The sequence below is a fragment of the Streptomyces pseudovenezuelae genome (assembly GCF_029892565.1).
Classification (GTDB): Bacteria; Actinomycetota; Actinomycetes; order Streptomycetales; family Streptomycetaceae; genus Streptomyces; species Streptomyces pseudovenezuelae_A.
Genome location: NZ_JARXVH010000005.1, coordinates 743,686 through 760,987 on the forward strand (window position 1 = coordinate 743,686; position 17,302 = coordinate 760,987).

The window sequence follows — 17,302 nt, forward strand, 5'->3', positions numbered from 1 at the left end:
ACCCCCCTTCAGGGTCGTCCCTCTGCGGGGTGGTGGCGAATCACCAAGGCGAAGGATCTCGCCGATGCCTCGGCTGGGGATGCGCACTCTGATCCACACAGTCCATGTGAGCTGGGTACGGACCGGACGGTGTGCTGGGCCGGCGAGTATCGGCATAGCGACGCCCGGTTGATCGAGGACTCCGCGCGGACTTCGAGCAGTTGCACGGCACGGCGAGGACCTCTCGCCGTTCGGAGGTTCAGTCGGGCCTGGCGGGAGGCGTTGTCTCTGCTCGCCTCTGGGGCCTTCTCTCGGGTGCCGAATCGTTCAGAACAAGGCTGGCTGGTTCAGCGGCCCGTTCTCTTCGGAGTCGGCCGGGGCTGGTACACGCCCGGAGCGCTCGTTCTGCAGGTCCCACAGTTCACGGAACAGGCCATCGCGCTGGGCCAGCAGCTCGTCGGGGGTGCCCTGTTGGATCACACGCCCCTTGTCCAAGACAACGACGCGGTCAGCGACGGTCACGTTGGTGAGCCTGTGGGTGACCAGGACGACCGCGCGGTCGGCGGCGAGGCGGCGCAGTCCGGTGAAGATGCGGTGCTCGGCCCTCGGGTCGAGCGCGGCGGTTGGTTCGTCCATGACGAGCAGTCCGGCCGGCCGATGGAACGCCCGGGCGAGTGCGATCCTCTGTCACTGCCCGCCGGACAGTTCCTGACCACCCCACCACTCCTTGGCCAGCAGGGTGTTCAACCCGCTGCGCAACCCGTCGACGACCTCGTCGGCACCTGCGGCACGCGCTGCGGCGAGCACCGCGTCGTCTCCTTCCTCGGTGGCCTGGCCGAGGGTGATGTTCTCCCGCGCTGACAGGGGCCAGTTCGCGTAGGACTGCGGTACGACGGCGACACGTGCCCAGGTGGCATGCGCGTCCAGGTCTCTGGTGTCGGCGCCGTCCCAGGTGACGGCTCCTCCCTGATCCGGAAGGTAGAGAGCCGAAAGAATCTTGCTCAAGGTGGTCTTGCCGGACCCGTTCTCGCCCACCAGCGCGACGACTTCACCGCGCCGGACCTCCAGGGACACGCCGTCGAGGGCAGGGCGGTCGGCGCTCGGGTACTGGAAGGTGATGTTCTCGGCGCGTACGACCGTGGGCCCGGCCGGCACCTGAGGGCCACGGTCGATTCGGTGTCCGCCGGCTTCGTCGATGAAGTCCGCCCAGTCGTCCAAGAACATTCCCGTGCGGAAGAGTTGGGCTCCGTAGCCGACGATCCCGTCCAGTCCTGCGCTGACGCGGCCCAGCGCGAGGAACGCGGTGCCGAGCGCGGCGACCGAGATCTGCCCGGCGGACACCAACAGCGCCAACGCCGCCCACACGACCGCGTGGGCGAGACCTCCCGCAGCCCCACCCACCAGGGAGATCCTGGCAGAGCGCCAGGTGGCCTGGTCGGTCGTCGCGTCGATCCGTGCCCCAGCCGTGCGGTACTTGTCGAGCAGGAACGGCGCCATGGTGCCCGAGCGGATCTGGTCGGCGGTCTGCTTGTCGACCATGTACCAACGCAGCATGCCCAGTAGCCGCCGGTCCTTCGACGTGGCGAGCGAGGCGATGTAGCTGATGCGCGCTCCCCGCACGCTGGCCAGGCCCTTGGGCAGGGCCGCCAGCACGAGCAGTGGCAGAAGGATCGGGTGCACAGCGGTCAGAACGCACGCTGAGGCGATCAGCGATGCCGACGCGGCGAGGATGTACTGGGCTTGGGTGAGAAGGTCCCTGGAGACCTCCACTCCCCGGTCGGCCGCGTCCCAGCGGTCGTTGTATCCGGGGTTGTCGTACGCGGCCAGTTCCGCCTTGGTCGCGGCGTCGAGGAGTTCGAGTTCGGCCTCCCGCGCGATACGCGGGGAGAGTCGGGCCGACAGTGCGGTGGTGGCGATGCCAAGAAGGGCACGCAGACCGATGGCCCCCGACAGGACCACAAGGGACGGTACGGCGGAGCGGAGCTGGTCGGCGCTGATGTGCTGGGAAGCGATCAGCGGCTTAATCACACCCGTGGTGGCCATCAGCCCGAACGCCTCCAACACTCCCGAGAGCAGTTGGACACCGAGCAGGGCGATGACCGCGGTCCGGTCGACCTGCCAGCCCAGGGCCAGGGAGCGGCGGATCAGTTGGGGCAGGCGTTGGGCCATCGCACGGGTTGTGATCGCGTTGGCGGCTTCGATGCGGCGGTCGCCGGGGATGACGAACTTCAGCTCTTCATCCGACGCCTCCCCCTCGTCCGTCGGCGCGGTGGTCCCGGTGGGCTTCGAGACGGTTGTCATCGGCTGCAGCCCTCCGTAGACACGCGATGCCCGACCAGGGGTGTACGGGATTCCAGCTGCGCACGCCGTTCGCGGATGAGTACCGGGTGCGGACCGATCACGGTTCGATGCGCCAAGACGTCCCCCTGTATGCCGTACATGGTTGAGGCTGTCGCTCGTCGGTCGTTTCGTTGGGCACGGTCGGAAGCTGATGGATGGTCACACGGCGCCTCCGCTCGCTCCGAGGACGGTGAGCTCGTCTTCCAGGCCCTCAATGTCACCGAGCAGGCGGCGGATGGCGATCTGACGCTCGCGCCAGTAGCGCTTCAGGTCCGTCTCCGCCTCCTCCGGCAGGTCGTACTCGGCGGTGGTGGCGCCGTAAAGGCTGGACAGCATGTACAGCAGCGCGATCCGTGCGCAGGCCCGCACTTCCCGAATCGGGAGACGGGGGTGCTCCGAGCGGTAGGCCCTCGCCATGGCCAGGGCACAATCGGCCCACTCTGTGCTGGTGGCGACGGTGCGCGGGTCGAAGGCCGCCCGCCCCAGTTCCCAGGCCGGCAGCGCGCCGGCGCAGCGGAAGTCGATGACTCCGGTGACGGCATCGGCGAGGACGATCAGGTTGGTACGGGTCAGGTCCGCGTGCAGTGCCTGTTCCACCAGCGTCTCGGGGAGCCGAGCCCTCAGCCGGGGGACGTGGGTGCGCAGGTCCTCGCGTCGCTGGTCGAGGTCAACACGCAGTTTGTCCAGACGATCGTGGCCTTGGCGCCGGGCCCTGACCATCACGATGTCGCATCTCGCCACGGCGTCCTCGACGGGCTCGGTCCACCAGCGGGTGTGTTGCACGCGCCTGGGCAGCGGATACGCGGCGAGCGCACGGTGCATGCGCCCCATGACGACGCCGATGTGCTCGGCGAGCGGGATCGTCATCGCCGACGCGGTCACCCGACCGGGGGCCTCGTCGACCACGGCCCACGCACTGCCTCCCGCGACGGTGACCAGGTTGTCGTTGGCATCGGGCCACACGCGTGGAACGGGGAGCTTCGCGGCCCGGCAGTACTCCGACATGTCCCACGCATTGCGTGCCGCGTCCAGGTCGGCCATCGAGCGGTACTGCTTGACGAACAGTCGCACCCCGTCGTCCGTCAGGACTCGTCGGTTGATGGTGTCCGTGCCCATGTGCACCGGTTCGACGACAGCAGCGATCAGCCCATATCTCTCTTCCAGCACTTCAGCGGTCAGCGTCTCGCCCCAGCCTTCTGCGTCCATTCAGATCACCGACCGCCGTGCATAGAGAGGCAGCGGTGCGTCCGAACCGTTCCGGAGGAGGCGTTCACGCATGCCACCCGCCCCACACGCTCTTGCCGGTCTCCAGACGCAGGTTCTCCAGCATGGTGTTCGCCTCGTCGACCAGTCCGATGTCACGTTGCTTGATCCCCCAGTCCAGGCAGTCCAGGGCGTCCATTGCCCCGTACGTCCGGCACGCGATCTGTTCCTCCTCGGTGAGCGGGCGGCCGTATCCGTGGTGGAAGGCGGCGTCGAGGTCGGGGCGGTTGCGCAGGATCCGGTAGCGGAGTCGGCTCAGGTCGCGGTAGGCGGCGGGACGGAGTTCGGCGCGTTCGAAGTCGATGACCCGCAGGTGCTGCTCGGTCTCGTCCCACATCCAGTTCTTGGGCATGTAGTCACCGTGCTGCGATACCGAGGGCAGGCGCGGCGGAGCCTTCCCGACGAGCTTGCGCGCCATCGCGAGGTCGTGTTCCGGCACGTTCGTCGCCGTACGGTTCAGCAGCCGGGCGATCGCCTCGTCCCAAGCCTCCTCCATCACTTCCGGCGTCGACTCGTCGGCTGCTGCGGCGTGGAACCGGGCCAGCAGTTCGCCGGCCTGCTCGTAGGCCGCCCGCTCCTGCTCCGCTGGCAGGCGCAGCGTGTCGAGGCCACGGCCGGGCACAGCGGTTACCAGGACGGTGCGGGTCTCTGTGTCCGCGGCGACCAACTCGGGTGCACGGCCCGCGCCCAAGGCCACGGTCCATTTCTGGTACGCGGTCACCTCGCGCCGATGGAGCTTCGGCCCCGCATGAACCTTTCCGAACCACCGTTCACCACCCGGTCCGTTGACCTCCCAGAGGGAAGGCCGAATGTCCCCGGGCCTAGGGTGCTCGGCGACCACCGCGTACGTGTCGGTCGCCGACTCCACCAGGCGGTGGAGTGCGATGGGCATGTCGGTCACGGTGAGCCCTTCCGCTCGCAAGGCTGCCCGACATTGCCACGGTGAGTGACATGCCGGACGCGCACGGTGTCCTGTTGTGGGTGGGTAGCTTGCCAAGGGCCACTGACAATGTGGTCTGACCTGGTCATCTGCGGGTGAGTACTCACAGGGACCGGGAGGTCCTTTCGGTAGAGATGTGGGTCAGGCGCGGGCCAGCCATCGCTCACGTTCGGCGTCGGTGACCAGGCCGTGGTAGTGGTCGATCTCCAGCTGTGCGAGGTGGGAGTAGTGGGCGACCACGTCGGCGCCGAAGGCGTCCTCCGCGAGGGCGCTGCTCCGAAACGCGTGGAGCGCCTGTTGGAGAGTGGGTGGCACCGCTGTGCCCTGCGCGTCGTGGGCGTTGCCGGTCTCGGCCGCGCCAAGGGCGAGCCGCTGCTCGATGCCGTGGTCGATGGCTGCCAAGACCGCGGACAGCGCCAGGTACGGGTTGGCATCCGCCCCCGGGACACGGATCTCCAGGTGCAGGCCGTCGCCGTGTCCGACGACCCGGACGGCGCAGGTTCGGTTGTCGTAGCCCCACGTCATTGTGGTGGGTGCGCACGAGCCGGGCAGGAACCGCTTGTAGGAGTTGACGTTCGGCGCGTACAGCGGGGCCAACTCCGGCAGACCGTCGACGAGTCCGGCGACGGCCTGGCGTGCGATCTGCGACAGACCGCCGTCACCGGGCTCGTTGAACTGGCTGATGCCACCCCTCCAGAGCGACACGTGCAGGTGTAGACCGCTCTGTACCCCGGTCTCCGGAGCCGCCATGAACGTGGGTGCCAGCCCCGCCCGAGCGCCCAGGGCGCGGACCGCGTGCTTGAAGATCAGGTGCCCGTCGCAGGCGGCAAGCGCCCCACCGTACGGGAAGGTGACCTCCACCTGCCCCGGGGCACCCTCGGTCTTGATCGCCTCCACGGGAAGGCCGGCCCCGGCGAGCGCACGCTGTAGTCGGCGGAAGAACCGGTGGGCCTCCGGCGGATGATCGAGCGCGTAGTCCAGGTTCTCCGTCGTCAGCGGCCTCAGCCCCTGATAACCGGCCTGGGCGGCCTCCGCATACGTGCCCTGATAGAGCACCAACTCGGTCTCCAGCCCCGTCTTGACGTGCAGGCCGTACCGGGCCAACCGTGTCAGCTGGCCCTGGAGGACCTGGCGGGGCGCAACCTCTATCGGGGTGCCGTCGTGGTGCACCGCGTCGCCCAGCACTACGGCGGTCCCCTCCATCCAGGGCAGCGTCCGCAGCGTCGACAGCGCTGGGCTGACGGCCAGGTCTTGGTAGCCGGTCTCCCACGAGGCCAGCGCGAAGCCGGGTACCGGATTCATGTCGGCGTCCGTGGCGAGCAGGTACGCGCAGAACTCGGCTCCGCCATGGGCGACGTTCCTGATGAAGTGCCGAGCGTCGAACCACTTCCCCTTCAGTCGCCCCTGTAGGTCGGGGATGGCCAGCAGCACCGTCTGTATCCGGCCCGCCTTGACCAGGCTCCGCAGGTCGGTGAGAGAGAGCTGACCTTCCAAGCGGCCGTGCGGCGACGAAGTGCGCCTGGTGGCGAGGCGGGCGACGGACCCGTTGTCGGAGGAGGGCGCGGCCATCAGACGACCTCGTCCTCATACGTGCTCGCCGACCGGTCGAAGCTCTGGGCGGGTACCTCGTATGACCGCTTCCCCTTGAACCGCCACGAGATCCAGGCCAGGGCCAGAACGGATACGAGTGCGACCGGCGCGTAGTTGAAGGAGTCGACGCTCACCAACGCGTCACCGGGGCGGGTCTGCGGCAGGCAGAAGAGCACGGTCACGAATCCGACCCAGACGACGGCGGCCGTGCCGATCGTCACGCCCCACCGGCCGAGGTTCCACGGGCCGGGCCGGAACAGGTGGCGGTTCTTGATCCGGAGGTAGATCGGTATCGCGTAGGCCGGCGTGATGCCGATGACGTTGATGCTCGTGATCGCTGTGTACGCGGTCGTGCTGTACAGGCTCGGCAGGGCCAGCACGAAGGGCACGGCGACCGCGAGCCACACGGCGAAGACGGGAGTCTGGGTGCGGCGGCTCAGGCGGCGCCACGTGTTGGAGAAGGGCAGGGCGCCGTCCCGGGAAAACGCGAACACCATGCGGCTGGCGGAGGCCATGCCAGCGTTCGCGCAGAACAGTTGCGCCACGATGATCACCAGCAACAGGGCCTTGGCGGCCGTCGGCCCGAGCGCGTCGAGGAAGATCTGGGCCGGCGGAACACCGGTCGCACTGCCCATGGTTCCGGCGTAGTCCTGGATCGCGAACAACATGCCGGCGAGCAGCACGAAGCCGACGACCCACGACCAGAAGATCGAGCGGACGATGCCCCGGGCGGCGCTTACCTGCGCGTGCTCCGTCTCCTCGGAGAGGTGGGCGGAGGCGTCGTAACCGCTGAAGGTGTACTGGGCCAACAGGAGCCCCAGCAACCCGACGTAGAGCGGGTTGCTCCAACCCGTGTGGTTGGTGAACCCGCCGAACACGAAGCTCGCCGGCTGGTGGTGGGAAGGTACGAACGCGAGTGCCCCGACGATGACCGCGACGCCGGCGAGGTGCCACCACACGCTGATCGAGTTCAAGATGCTGACCAGACGTACGCCGAACAGATTGAGCGTGGCGAGCAGCAGCAGGATGACCGCGAAGATCACCATCGTGCGTTCCGGAGTGGGGGTGAAACCCCACTGGAGATTGAGCCAGGCGCCGGTGAAGAGGGCGGTGCCGTAGCAACCGCCGGCCATCCCGCCCATCAGTCCGAGCAGGTTGAGCCAGCCGGTGCCGTAGCCCCAGCGGGGACCGCCGAGCTTGCTCGCCATGAAGTACAGGGCGCCGGACACCGGGTAAGCCGAGGTGACCTCGGCGAGTGCGGCGCCGACGATCAGCACCATCAGGCCCACCAGAGCCCAGCCCCACAGCATGACGGCCGGGCCTCCTGTGGCGAGTCCGAAACCGAAGAGGGTCATGCACCCGGACAGGACGCTGATGATCGAGAAGCTGAGCGCGAAGTTTCCGAACGGCCCCATGCGTCGGGTCAGTACGGGTTCGTAACCGAGTTCCCTCAGGTACGCGTCATCGGTCTTCTGCCGATGGGCATGGCGGTGTGGAACTGAGCGGGACACTGGACGACCTCCGAAGGGGTTCGATACGGATATTTGGACAGGTGCATGCCAATCAGCACTGACTGAGCACTGGCGGACTGTCACGGGTGCGGCCCGGCGCGAGGCCTGCGCTTGCGGGCATAGGAGAAGGACTCGACGCGCGCACGAAGCAGCAGTGCCTCCCCCGGATCCGCCGCTGCCGCGCCGTCGTGCACCGAGGCCCAGGGCTCACGAGCCGCGTAGGGGCCCATCGCCTCGAAGACCTCGGCCGCTTCGATGTATTGATGGCCAGCCCACAACGCGTAGGCGAGGTGGTTCAGATCGGCCACCGAGCGCGGTCCAGGCGGCGCCTTCCGGAACCAGTCGTGGAAGGCGTTCAGTGTGTAGCCGAGCGCTGGATCCTCCGCCCACTGCCGCCGCCACAGCGGATCCACTCGGGCCCGACGCTGCTCGATCTGCGCGTACGCGGGCAGAAGCAGCAGTGACGAGCCGACAGGCCTCTGTCCCGCCACCGACCAGCCGAAGTCGACGACCGCCGCCAGGGAGGACGCCCGCAGACCGTCGAGGGAAAGCAGGAACTGCAGCACGCGGTGGTAGGCCTCACGGTTGTACGGATCACGCTGGTTGACCTCGTAGAGGAGCCCCCACGGACCGCTCGGCAGCATCGGCTCGGCGGACCTCATCCGGTGCTCCTGCCTCAGCTGCCGTGTGTCGACCTGGGCCAGGGCCAGCAAGCACACCCACGGCACGGGATCGTGGGGCGCACGACGAGCCGCCAGCAGCGCCGCACGCCGCGCCCGCGTCTCGAACTCCAGGGTCCGCACGTGTTGTTGACGGTGCGCACGGAGCGCCCTCTCGACCGCGACGCGAACAGCCATCAGCTGCGCGTCGTAGCTGTCAGGCTCCTCTGCGAGCCAGACGTCGACGACGTCCGACCGGGCTGCCGCCACGGCCAGTAACTGGGTGCGTGACGTTCGCAGGGTCCAGTGCGTACCCGTCTTCCACAGCAGCTCTTGCGCAGGCTTCCAGCGTCCCGCCTGGAGCTCGACCAGGGCCACACGCAGGTCGTCGTCATGGCCGGCCGGGTGGTAGACGAGACGCATCAGAGTCCCTCGCCGCGGACCGGGAGCCGCCGGCGATCGGGAACGGGGCCGCTCGTGCAATGCGCGTGGACCGTGCGGGGGGACGTGCTCTCCAAGCTGGACGCGAATGTCATCGGGAGCCTCAGGCAGGTTGGGGGGAAGGGCCCGCGAAGCGGTCGGGGGCGGACCGCAGACGGAGAAGGGACTCGGAAGTGGAGCCGGGCGCGCTAGAAGCGAATCTGGCCGATCATGTCGGCGACGCCGGTCATGAACCGGTTGATGCTCGGGGCCATGGAAGTGCTCGCCAGGAAGAACCCGAAGAGCACGCAGACGATCGCGGGTCCAGGTTTCACGGACTTGCTGCGGATCAGAAGGACGACGACGATCCCGAGCAGCAGCACGAGGGAGATGCTGAGAGCCATCAGGAAGCTGCTTCCTCCGCGGGCCCTCGCCGCTCCCGGCGGGCCTGGCTCAACGCACGGCGCAGAGCATCGGGCCGCGTCAGCGATCGCGGGCCCCGGGGAAAGACGTGCCAGTGCATCCCCGGAGGTGTCGTGCTCTCGACGGACGGCACGACTACATGGCACTTCTGTCCCAGCGCGACGGTCCCCGGCTCCTCCCAGCGGGCCGCGGTGCCCACAGGAACCAGGAAATACAGGCGGGGCTCCGGACCCCCGTGGTCCAGGATCACCGGGCCGACCGGTTCGTCGCCCTCGCCGAGGATCTCGATCGCGCGGCGGCCTACGTCCTCCACAGCGCGTACGGCATCCCACCACTCGCCCGCCGAGCACAGCTCGGGCTCCTCGCCGATAGGCATCCAGCGCGGCGGATTCGCGCGGGCTGCGGGATTGTCGTCGGACATGGAAAAGGCCTCCTCACCACTGCGTGTGAAGAGACCATTCCATTCAGCAAGGTGGACTGCGCGGACAGTCTGTCCGGGGGGTCCGTTCGCCAAAGTCCTTGACTGAGGCTCAGGTTGTGCTAATGCCCGTCCAACTACCAAAGGCGGAAAGCTCGTTGGAGGGGTGGGCGTCCATCCTGAGCAGCGCGGCGGTCGTCTCGCGAACGGACGGGTGGAACCGCGTGTGGTTGGGTGCGACCTTCCGCGCGCGCTTGAGGTCCGCGAAGGCACCGTCCCGGTCGTTCTCCGCGAGCTTGGCGGAGGCCACGTCGATGAAGTGGTGGCTCGACCGCTCGCCGACAGTCGTGATGGGCGGCGCCCACTCGCCGCCGGGAACCGAAGACCATTCGGTGAGGCGGGCGAGGGCCTGCTCGGTGTCCCCCGTGTCGATCATCGCGTGCACTTCGTGGATGCGGATGTTCGTCGGTCCGAACGACATCTCGTACGCCAGGGAGTCGCGGTTGCCCGCCATGGCCGCGACCTGCTCCGCCTCGCGCAGATAGTCGTCGGCGCGATCGGAGTCGTTCTCCCGGGCTTCGAGAACGGCCAGCTTCAGCAGCAGCGCGCCATCGACCGCGAGCGCGTCCTCCGTGAAGGAGCGTTCGGGCTGGAGCCGCTCCAGTTCGGTCCGCAGCCCGAGGAGCCTGCGGCGTGCCGGCGAGTACGCGCCCTGGCGCAGCATGGCTCCCGCGACCAGGTAACCAGCCGTGAACTGCATCAGCGGATCACCGGAGCGGTCCGCCGCCCAACGGACGCGCTCCAACGCCGTGTTCGACAGGTCGTGGTGACCCATCTTGTGGGCGAGGGAGTTGACGGCTCGGTACGCGCGCGCGAGGTGCCAGAACGCCTTGGCCCGGTCGCCGTTGTCGCCACCGAGGGCGACGTGCGTCAGTTCGGTGATGATCGGCGGCAGCAGAGGCCCCATCGGGGCGTACCGGGCGTCACGGCGCAGGGCCGCCACCTGGTCGACCTCCGAGGCGAGTACGGGAAGCGCCCGCGGGGCGATCTCCAGGTCGTCGGGGCTGTCGTAGCAGAGCAGGAGACGTCGGAGCTCGGGTATGACGGCGTGGACGCCGTCCTCCGCCTCTGGCTCGCCGTAGTACGGCTGGCCGGTCAGGACCTCCGGGCCGAAGCGCAGCGCCTTGGCGAGAGCCAGCACCAGCGAGGGTGACGCCTTGCGCGCGCCCGACTCCAGCTTCTGCACGTAGCTCGGGGAGACGGCGATCTTCTGTGCCAGTTGGGCGGCGGACAGCTTCCGTGTCCTGCGAGCGACGCGGAGACGGTCTCCCAGTGTCAGGTTTTCACTCATCGGTCGAGCTGTCCCTTCGCGATGAAGCACTTCGATCAGAATACGGATAATGTCCAAGCCTGCGCCCTGGGTCGCCAACTGTTAACAGAGCCGATGGCCGTGCGCCCACGACGTGGATCCGCGAAACAAGCCCGAGGCACCTCTCTGTTCTGTCTTGATCTTCCGGACGAGTGGACAGAGGCGGGCATTTCACAAAGAACCGGGCGCAGGGTGAGTGAGGTCTCAGCCCTCAAGTCAAGGGGTGGGAGTCGAATTACCTACGGACAGTTTGTCCGCGCGAATCCTGCGCAGGACGGAAGCGGGCCTCGCCATCCGACCGCGGCCAGTAGCGAGACGCTTACGTCGACATGATGAGCGGATGTGGACCCCCGTACGCTCGCGGTCACAGGGCGGTGCGCCACGTCGAGGGCAAGGAGTCGGGAGTGGCTGAAGCCGAACGGTCCCTCGTGTTGTGGGACATCGACCGCACCCTGCTGTATGTCGGTGAGATCGATCGGCAGGTCTACCGCGAGGCCTTCGCCGAGATCGTCGGGCGCCCAGCGGAGCGACTGCCGGCCCGGGGAACCGGCGTCACCATGCCCCTCGCGATCCGATCCCTGCTCCTGCACAACGGCGTGCCGCCATCGGACGTCCCCCAACTGCTGCCGCGCATCGTTGAACTCCTGCCGCAGCGCCTCACCGGACACGAGGAAGACCTGCGCGAGCAGGGCGTCGTCATGCCTGGTGCCCTGTCCGCCCTGAAGGCGGTGCACGAGCAGCCGTACTGCGTGACGACTGTCGTCACGGGGAACCTCAGGCCCAACGCGCTGTTGAAGCTCGAAGCCTTCGGCCTCGACGCCTTCCTGGACACCGAAATCGGCGGGTACTCCTCCGACGACGAGCACCGTCCCGCCCTTGTGGCCGTCGCACAGAAGCGAGCTCAGGCCAAGCTCGGGGCAACCTTCACTCGCTCCAACACCGTCATCATCGGAGACTCACTCGAAGACGTCCGCACCGGAGTCGAAGGCGGTGCTTCCGTGATCGGAATCGCGTCCGGCAAGACCACCGCCCGCGATCTGGCCTCAGCCGGAGCCGACGCGGTGCTCGACAGCCTTGAGGACACGGAGCGGCTATTAGAGGAGATCACGACAGTGACGCGTTCCTCCGCCAAGAAGTGACCGGTCAATCACCGTTCCACGGCCCCTCCACTGGCGCCCGCTGGGCGGAGGAGAGTTCGTGGTCGGGCCTCTGGCCGATGTGCGGGGTGCCCGAGGGAGTTGCGGAGCCGGATGCCGTTGAACCCGCAGGTGCTGGAGATAACGGTCTCCCAGTACGGCCACAGGACGTCCAGAACCCGCAGTTGGATGCCAGCCTCGGCGTGCAGGGCAAGGAGGTCACCGACGGGCTCGGGTGGACCCAGCGGCTCGACAGGTTCCTCTGCGACGTGGGCGCGCGGGACGGGCTCCCCGATGGGGCGGAAGAGCGTGGAGTCGAACCGGTAGGCGTAGAGGCGAACGTTTCGGATCTCCTCCAACCAGTCGTACTCGATTGCATGTACTCGATCACCCCCTCCCGGTCCGATGATCCGCTCACGGTCTGACGGGGATGTATCGGGTGTCACCCAAGCCATTGCCCGAGGACACTGCTTGGGGAACCAGTAGTCAGGGGCACGGACCGTGTCGACGGCCCAGACGAAGGCTCCCTGGTCCTTCGACGTCGGGGAGACACGTGGGATGAAGCGGGTGATGGTGGGGTCTTCGGAGAAGTGCAGTACCTGTCCAGGTTCTGGCCGCATCGGGGCATCGTAAGTCCACTTGCGCAGTACTCGCCTCCCGCGTTTCCAGGTGCGTCGCTACGGCGCACCCGGAACAAGCCACGCGGTGGACCAAGGGAATGATCAAGAGTGAGGGTCCGTCGACAAGGGCCCTCCATCTACCCTGATCGACGGTGTACGGACACCTCAACAAGGCCAGGAGCCTGCCCCCGCCCCAGAAAGCAAGACCAGAATCGCGAAACCTGACCGCTCCTTGCGGCAGAGGTGAGTTACTTACTCGCAGGTGACCGGTGCAGTCGACTTCGGACATCGCCCCCGCACCGCGGCTTCACCCACGTGTCGGCTGGCAGCGCATCATGGCCCCAGCGATCACACTCGAAACGGAGAACCTCAATGAGCGCTTCCGCCAGCCCGCTCGTCGACGGTTCAACCCCGATGAGCGCGTACGAGGAGCAGGTTTGGGACACGCTCAACGAGCACTGGCAACGCCGCGACAACCGGCGCGGTCTGCCGAACTGGGCGAGCGCCGCGCTCGGTCGCACCGGTGAGGTCGCCGGAAACGCCGTGAGACGGGTTACGGACGCTGTGCCAGAAGCAGTCTCGGAACCGATACGTCGCGCGGGCGACGCGGTCGCCGACAAGGCCATGCGACCGGCGCTCGGAGCCGCGGCGGCGTTGCTGGAACTGGTCAACGACTGGGCCCTGGAGCTCAACGACCCGAAGAACGTCGAGAAGCTCGCCCGGAAACGAGGTCTGGAACTCGACAGTTTCATCGAACTACGACAGCAGGACCTCAAGGTCTGCGACCGGCTGCTGACCGCCAACACCCTCAGGTGGCGGACCGCCGGCGCGTTCGAAGGCGGCGCCATGGGCCTGCTGGCCATGGTTCCCGTCGCCGGTATCCCAGTGGCGATGACAGCGGACATCCTCGTCATCCAGGTCCTCAGCACGTCGATCGCATCGCGCATCGCGTACTCCTACGGGTACGACGCCAAGGACCCCGGTGAGCAGATCTTCATCCAACGCCTGGTACGCCGGTCCTTCATGGCACAGGCGGCCAAAGCCGAACCTTTGCGTGAGACCGCACGGGCGGCAAACGCGATCAAGGGACGCGTGCGGTGGTCGGACAAGCTCCGCCAGGACCACCGGCTCCTGGCCGCCATCGAGAAGTTGATGCAGCAGCTCGGCCCGGCGGGTTCCAGGGTGCCAGTTCAGAACGTCGCCAAGGTCGTGCCGTTCGTGGGCGTCCTCATCGGTGCCGGCATGAATTCCGCGGTCCTCGGCAGGGTGGCCGCCGATGCCCAGCGGTACTGCCAGACCCGATTCCTGTGCGACAAATACGGGCTGCCGATGCCGACCGCACTGGCGACTGACCGGGACGACGCCCCCCAGACCGACGCCACGTAGGTCATAGCTGCTGGGTCCATAGTGCGGCTTTAGCAGATCCCTACTTGTGGGCAGGCACCCTCACCGGGTCAGCTCGTGCTTCGCCATGACGGTGAAACCCTTCGACCGGTGCTCTTGGGCAGCGCGCACCTGCAGATTGAAGCGAGGTCCAACTGAGGCTGGTGAGCTTGGCCGTGGCAGCGTTCAGGATAGACGGTGACCCCTGAGGCAGCAGGTGGGGCTCTGCCTACGGCATCAAAAGGGACGCGAGTGTCAGTGTCAGGATTCATACTGGCGGATCAAGCCAAATCGAGCGGCTACCCGGCCTGCCGGTCTGCCGCTGAACGACCCAAGAGCAACGAGGCTCTTGAAGGGGGACGCCATGCTGGTGACGTCTGTGGATCTCGAGTCTTTCCGCAACATCACGAACAAACAGGTTCTGGAGGTCGAACCTGGGGTCACGTGTCTGATCGGCAAGAACGAGTCGGGCAAGACGACCGTCCTCAAGGCCCTACACCGGCTGAACCCCGCGAACAACCCGGACGGGTTCCACGAGACCACCGACTACCCGCGCCGGCATCTCGCCCGCGACCGGCGCACCCAGGACCTTTCCAAGGTCGCTCCCGTCCGAGCCACCTTCGAGTTGGAGGAAGCCGACGTCGACGCGCTGGAGGAGATCACGGGTGTACGTCCCCCGGCAGGGACGTACGTGGACGCGTGGCGAACCTACGACGGCGTACTTCGCGCGGAGCCCTACTGTGACCTGCAAGACCTCCTGCAGCAGGTGTTCGACGACCTGGGCATCGACAACGCCGAAGACCGCACTGCTCTCTCACAGGGACACGATTCCTTCGAGGCGGTGAGCGCTGCGGCGAAGGCCCGAGCGAAGGAGATCAGCTCCGGGCAGAAGAACGCTCGGGCAAGAGTGATCGAAAAGCTCCCCGCAGAGCTCGCTAAGAGCTCGTAACACGATCATGATCGGTGTTTCTTGAGGCGTCTCCAGCAGATGAGTGCGCAGGCGAGGGATACGAATGCGTCGTGCAGTTCGGTGCGGCGTTCCCAGCGGACGGCGAGGCGTTTGAAGTGGTGGAGCAGGGCGAAGGTCTGCTCCACGACGTAGCGGAGTTTGCCCAGGCCCTGGATGTTCGGCGCTCCTCTGCGGGGGATGACGGGCAGGATCCGGCGCTTGCGCAGTTCGAGGCGGTTGGCCTTGGAGTCGTGGCCCTTGTCGCCGAGCAGGGCGTCGGGGCGACGGCGTGGCCTGCCGGGGCGGCCTGCGACGGGCGGGATGCCGTCGACGAGGGCGAGGGTCTGGGTGATGTCGTTGACGTTGGCCGCGGTGGTGATGACTTTGAGTGGAGTGCCGCGTCCATCGCAGATCAGGTGGTGTTTGCTGCCCGTTTTCCGCCGGTCGACCGGCGACGGACCGGTGTCGGGGCCCCCTTTTTCGCGCGGATGTGGGAGCCGTCCACGCACGCTCTTGACCAGTCGAGCTCGCCGGCGGCGTTCAGTTCGGCGAGCAGGATGCGGTGCAACTGGTCGAAGACATCGGCCTGCTGCCATCGCTCCAGCCTGCGCCAGCAGGTCTGCCCGGAGCCGAACCCCAGCTCCAGGGGCAGGAGTTGCCAGGCTATGTCGTTGTGGAGGACGTACAGGATGCCCTGCAGGCAGAGCCGGTCCGCCACCGGCCGCGGCCCCGGCGACCTCTCCGGCCAGGGTGGCAGCAGGGGTTCGATCAGTGCCCACAAGTCGTCATCGACGGTCCACGGCCGAGTACTCACACCATCCCGAACGGCCGAATCGTCACATCGGTCACGCCCGACCAGGACACATCAACAAGATCGTGTTACGAGCTCTAAGTACGCAAAGTACGACCACGAGAACCTCACGGCAGAGGAGCGTGCACAGCTAATCGCCAGGCTGCCCCGCTTCTTCTACTTCTCCACATACGAACTGCTCCCCGGCCAATGCGACTTGCACGCACTCAACGAACGTGCGAAGACCCAGCAGTGGGAGAAGGGGGACGAGACCATGCTCTCCCTGCTGAGCTTGGCCGGCGAAGGGCCACAGGACTTCCTCGATGAGGACTACGACAGCCGCAAGGCCGAGCTCCAGGCTGCGAGCCTGGAGCTGAGTGACCAGGTCTTCGAGTACTGGAAACAGAACGACGCGCTCACCGTCGTCTTCGACACCGACCTGGTCCCCACGCCGCCCGACGCCGCAGGGCAGCCTCAGCCGCATCACCGGATCCTGAAGATCGAGCTCCGAGACGACCGGCACGGCGGTGTCGAAACGAATTTCTCCACCCGCTCCACTGGCTTCCAGTGGTTCTTCTCTTTCCTCGCAGCGTTCAGTGCCTACCGGGACAAGGACGAGCGCGTTGTCGTCCTGCTGGACGAGCCGGGAACCAGCCTCCACGGAGAAGCACAGGGCGACTTCCTGCGGTACGTCTACGGGGAACTCGGCACCAAGCAGCAGGTGCTCTACACCACCCACTCCCAGCACATGATCGATCCAACCCGGTACGAGACGATGCGCGCCGTCCACGACCAGGCGAGCCGGGAAGACGCGAGCCTGGGCGTCGTCATCACCTCAGTGAGCTTGTCCGCCGACCCCAAGACGATCCTCCCGGTCGAGGCCGCGCTCGGCTACTCCGTGTCCCAACACCTTTTCCTCGGCTCCGGACCTCTCTTGGCGGTGGAAGGCAGCAGCGACTTCGTCTTCCTGATGCGCATGTCCGACTACCTGATCAGCCAAGGACGAACCGGCCTCGACCCTCGCCTTGCGATCATTCCGGTCGGAGGCATTGGCAACATGCCGGCCTTCGTCGCGGTGATGGGCAGACGCCTCGACGTACTGGCCCTACTCGACGGAGCGGAGACCACGAAGGTCACCTCCAAGGTGATGAGCGCCGCAGATGCCGCAGAGGTCGACAGGTCCCAGATCGTCGTCATCGGTCAGATCGACGGCCTGCCCGACACCGCCGACATCGAGGACCTGTTCTCCGTCAAGGACTACCTGTGGCTCTACAACAAGGCCACCAACAGCAATGTCACGGAAGATAACCTCCTCGCCACCGACAAGCCGACCCCGATCCTCATGCGCCTCAAAATGGCCTGTGAGAAGCAGAAGCTGAACGGATCCTTCGACCACGTTGGTCCCGCGCACCAACTCACACGAGACCGCGACGAGTTCTTCGGTCAGATCGACGATGAGACCCTGAACAGGTTCGAGGAGGTGTTCACCAAACTGACAGCCCCCGCCTGACC

At 67.0% G+C, this 17,302-nt stretch carries 14 protein-coding genes and 1 pseudogene; 4 read left to right on the forward strand and 11 right to left on the reverse strand.

What is annotated here, in order from left to right; genetic code table 11:
- Positions 1 to 306 precede the first annotated feature (306 nt).
- From M2283_RS19775 to M2283_RS19815, 9 genes and pseudogenes are all read right to left on the reverse strand, one after another.
- A pseudogene (locus M2283_RS19775) lies at positions 307 to 2,280 on the reverse strand (ATP-binding cassette domain-containing protein).
- A 198-nt stretch (positions 2,281 to 2,478) separates the two neighbouring features.
- Complete coding sequence (locus M2283_RS19780; protein ID WP_280877595.1) at positions 2,479 to 3,525, reverse strand: phosphotransferase enzyme family protein; 1,047 nt, start codon at positions 3,523 to 3,525, stop codon at positions 2,479 to 2,481.
- Positions 3,526 to 3,589: 64 nt separating this feature from the next.
- On the reverse strand, positions 3,590 to 4,474 hold the full coding sequence (locus tag M2283_RS19785) for an aminoglycoside phosphotransferase family protein (protein WP_280877596.1): 885 nt from the start codon (positions 4,472 to 4,474) through the stop codon (positions 3,590 to 3,592).
- 189 nt (positions 4,475 to 4,663) lie between these two features.
- The gene (locus M2283_RS19790) at positions 4,664 to 6,091 is read right to left on the reverse strand and encodes a glutamine synthetase family protein (protein WP_280877597.1); all 1,428 of its coding nucleotides are present in this window, start codon (positions 6,089 to 6,091) and stop codon (positions 4,664 to 4,666) included.
- The gene (locus M2283_RS19795) at positions 6,091 to 7,527 is read right to left on the reverse strand and encodes an amino acid permease (protein ID WP_280877598.1); all 1,437 of its coding nucleotides are present in this window, start codon (positions 7,525 to 7,527) and stop codon (positions 6,091 to 6,093) included. The genes M2283_RS19790 and M2283_RS19795 overlap by 1 nt, the downstream gene beginning before the upstream one ends.
- 176 nt (positions 7,528 to 7,703) lie before the next feature.
- Positions 7,704 to 8,705, reverse strand: a complete 1,002-nt coding sequence (locus M2283_RS19800; RefSeq protein WP_280877599.1) for a hypothetical protein — start codon at positions 8,703 to 8,705, stop codon at positions 7,704 to 7,706.
- A 206-nt stretch (positions 8,706 to 8,911) separates the two neighbouring features.
- A complete protein-coding gene (locus tag M2283_RS19805; RefSeq protein WP_280877600.1) occupies positions 8,912 to 9,106 on the reverse strand; it encodes a hypothetical protein in 195 nt (64 codons plus the stop codon).
- Positions 9,106 to 9,546, reverse strand: coding sequence for a hypothetical protein (locus M2283_RS19810; protein WP_280877601.1), 441 nt, complete (start codon positions 9,544 to 9,546; stop codon positions 9,106 to 9,108). The genes M2283_RS19805 and M2283_RS19810 overlap by 1 nt, the downstream gene beginning before the upstream one ends.
- 109 nt (positions 9,547 to 9,655) lie before the next feature.
- Entirely contained in the window at positions 9,656 to 10,894 is a 1,239-nt protein-coding gene (locus M2283_RS19815) for a helix-turn-helix domain-containing protein (protein WP_280877602.1), read from the reverse strand.
- Positions 10,895 to 11,316: 422 nt separating this feature from the next.
- On the opposite strand from M2283_RS19815, the gene M2283_RS19820 reads away from it, so the two are divergent.
- Positions 11,317 to 12,051, forward strand: coding sequence for an HAD family hydrolase (locus M2283_RS19820; RefSeq protein WP_280877603.1), 735 nt, complete (start codon positions 11,317 to 11,319; stop codon positions 12,049 to 12,051).
- Between the two features lie 8 nt (positions 12,052 to 12,059).
- Here the strand turns inward: M2283_RS19820 and M2283_RS51645 are convergent, their stop codons facing one another.
- Positions 12,060 to 12,668, reverse strand: a complete 609-nt coding sequence (locus M2283_RS51645) for a DUF6886 family protein (RefSeq protein WP_348538915.1) — start codon at positions 12,666 to 12,668, stop codon at positions 12,060 to 12,062.
- Between the two features lie 372 nt (positions 12,669 to 13,040).
- On the opposite strand from M2283_RS51645, the gene M2283_RS19825 reads away from it, so the two are divergent.
- Positions 13,041 to 14,054 carry an EcsC family protein gene (locus M2283_RS19825; protein ID WP_280877604.1) on the forward strand — a complete coding sequence of 338 codons (1,014 nt, stop codon included), beginning with the start codon at positions 13,041 to 13,043 and terminating at the stop codon, positions 14,052 to 14,054.
- A 361-nt stretch (positions 14,055 to 14,415) separates the two neighbouring features.
- Positions 14,416 to 15,000, forward strand: a complete 585-nt coding sequence (locus M2283_RS19830; protein WP_280877605.1) for an AAA family ATPase — start codon at positions 14,416 to 14,418, stop codon at positions 14,998 to 15,000.
- 5 nt (positions 15,001 to 15,005) lie between these two features.
- On the opposite strand, the gene M2283_RS19835 is transcribed toward M2283_RS19830, so the two are convergent.
- Positions 15,006 to 15,781 (reverse strand): IS5 family transposase gene (locus M2283_RS19835; RefSeq protein WP_280877606.1). Its coding sequence is split into 2 segments (ribosomal slippage): positions 15,006 to 15,494 and positions 15,497 to 15,781, totalling 774 coding nucleotides; the frame shifts between segments, so codons are not numbered across the junction.
- On the opposite strand from M2283_RS19835, the gene M2283_RS19840 reads away from it, so the two are divergent.
- On the forward strand, positions 15,690 to 17,300 hold the full coding sequence (locus M2283_RS19840) for an ATP-dependent nuclease (protein WP_280877607.1): 1,611 nt from the start codon (positions 15,690 to 15,692) through the stop codon (positions 17,298 to 17,300). The two genes, M2283_RS19835 and M2283_RS19840, sit on opposite strands and share 92 nt — an antisense overlap.
- Positions 17,301 to 17,302 lie beyond the last annotated feature (2 nt).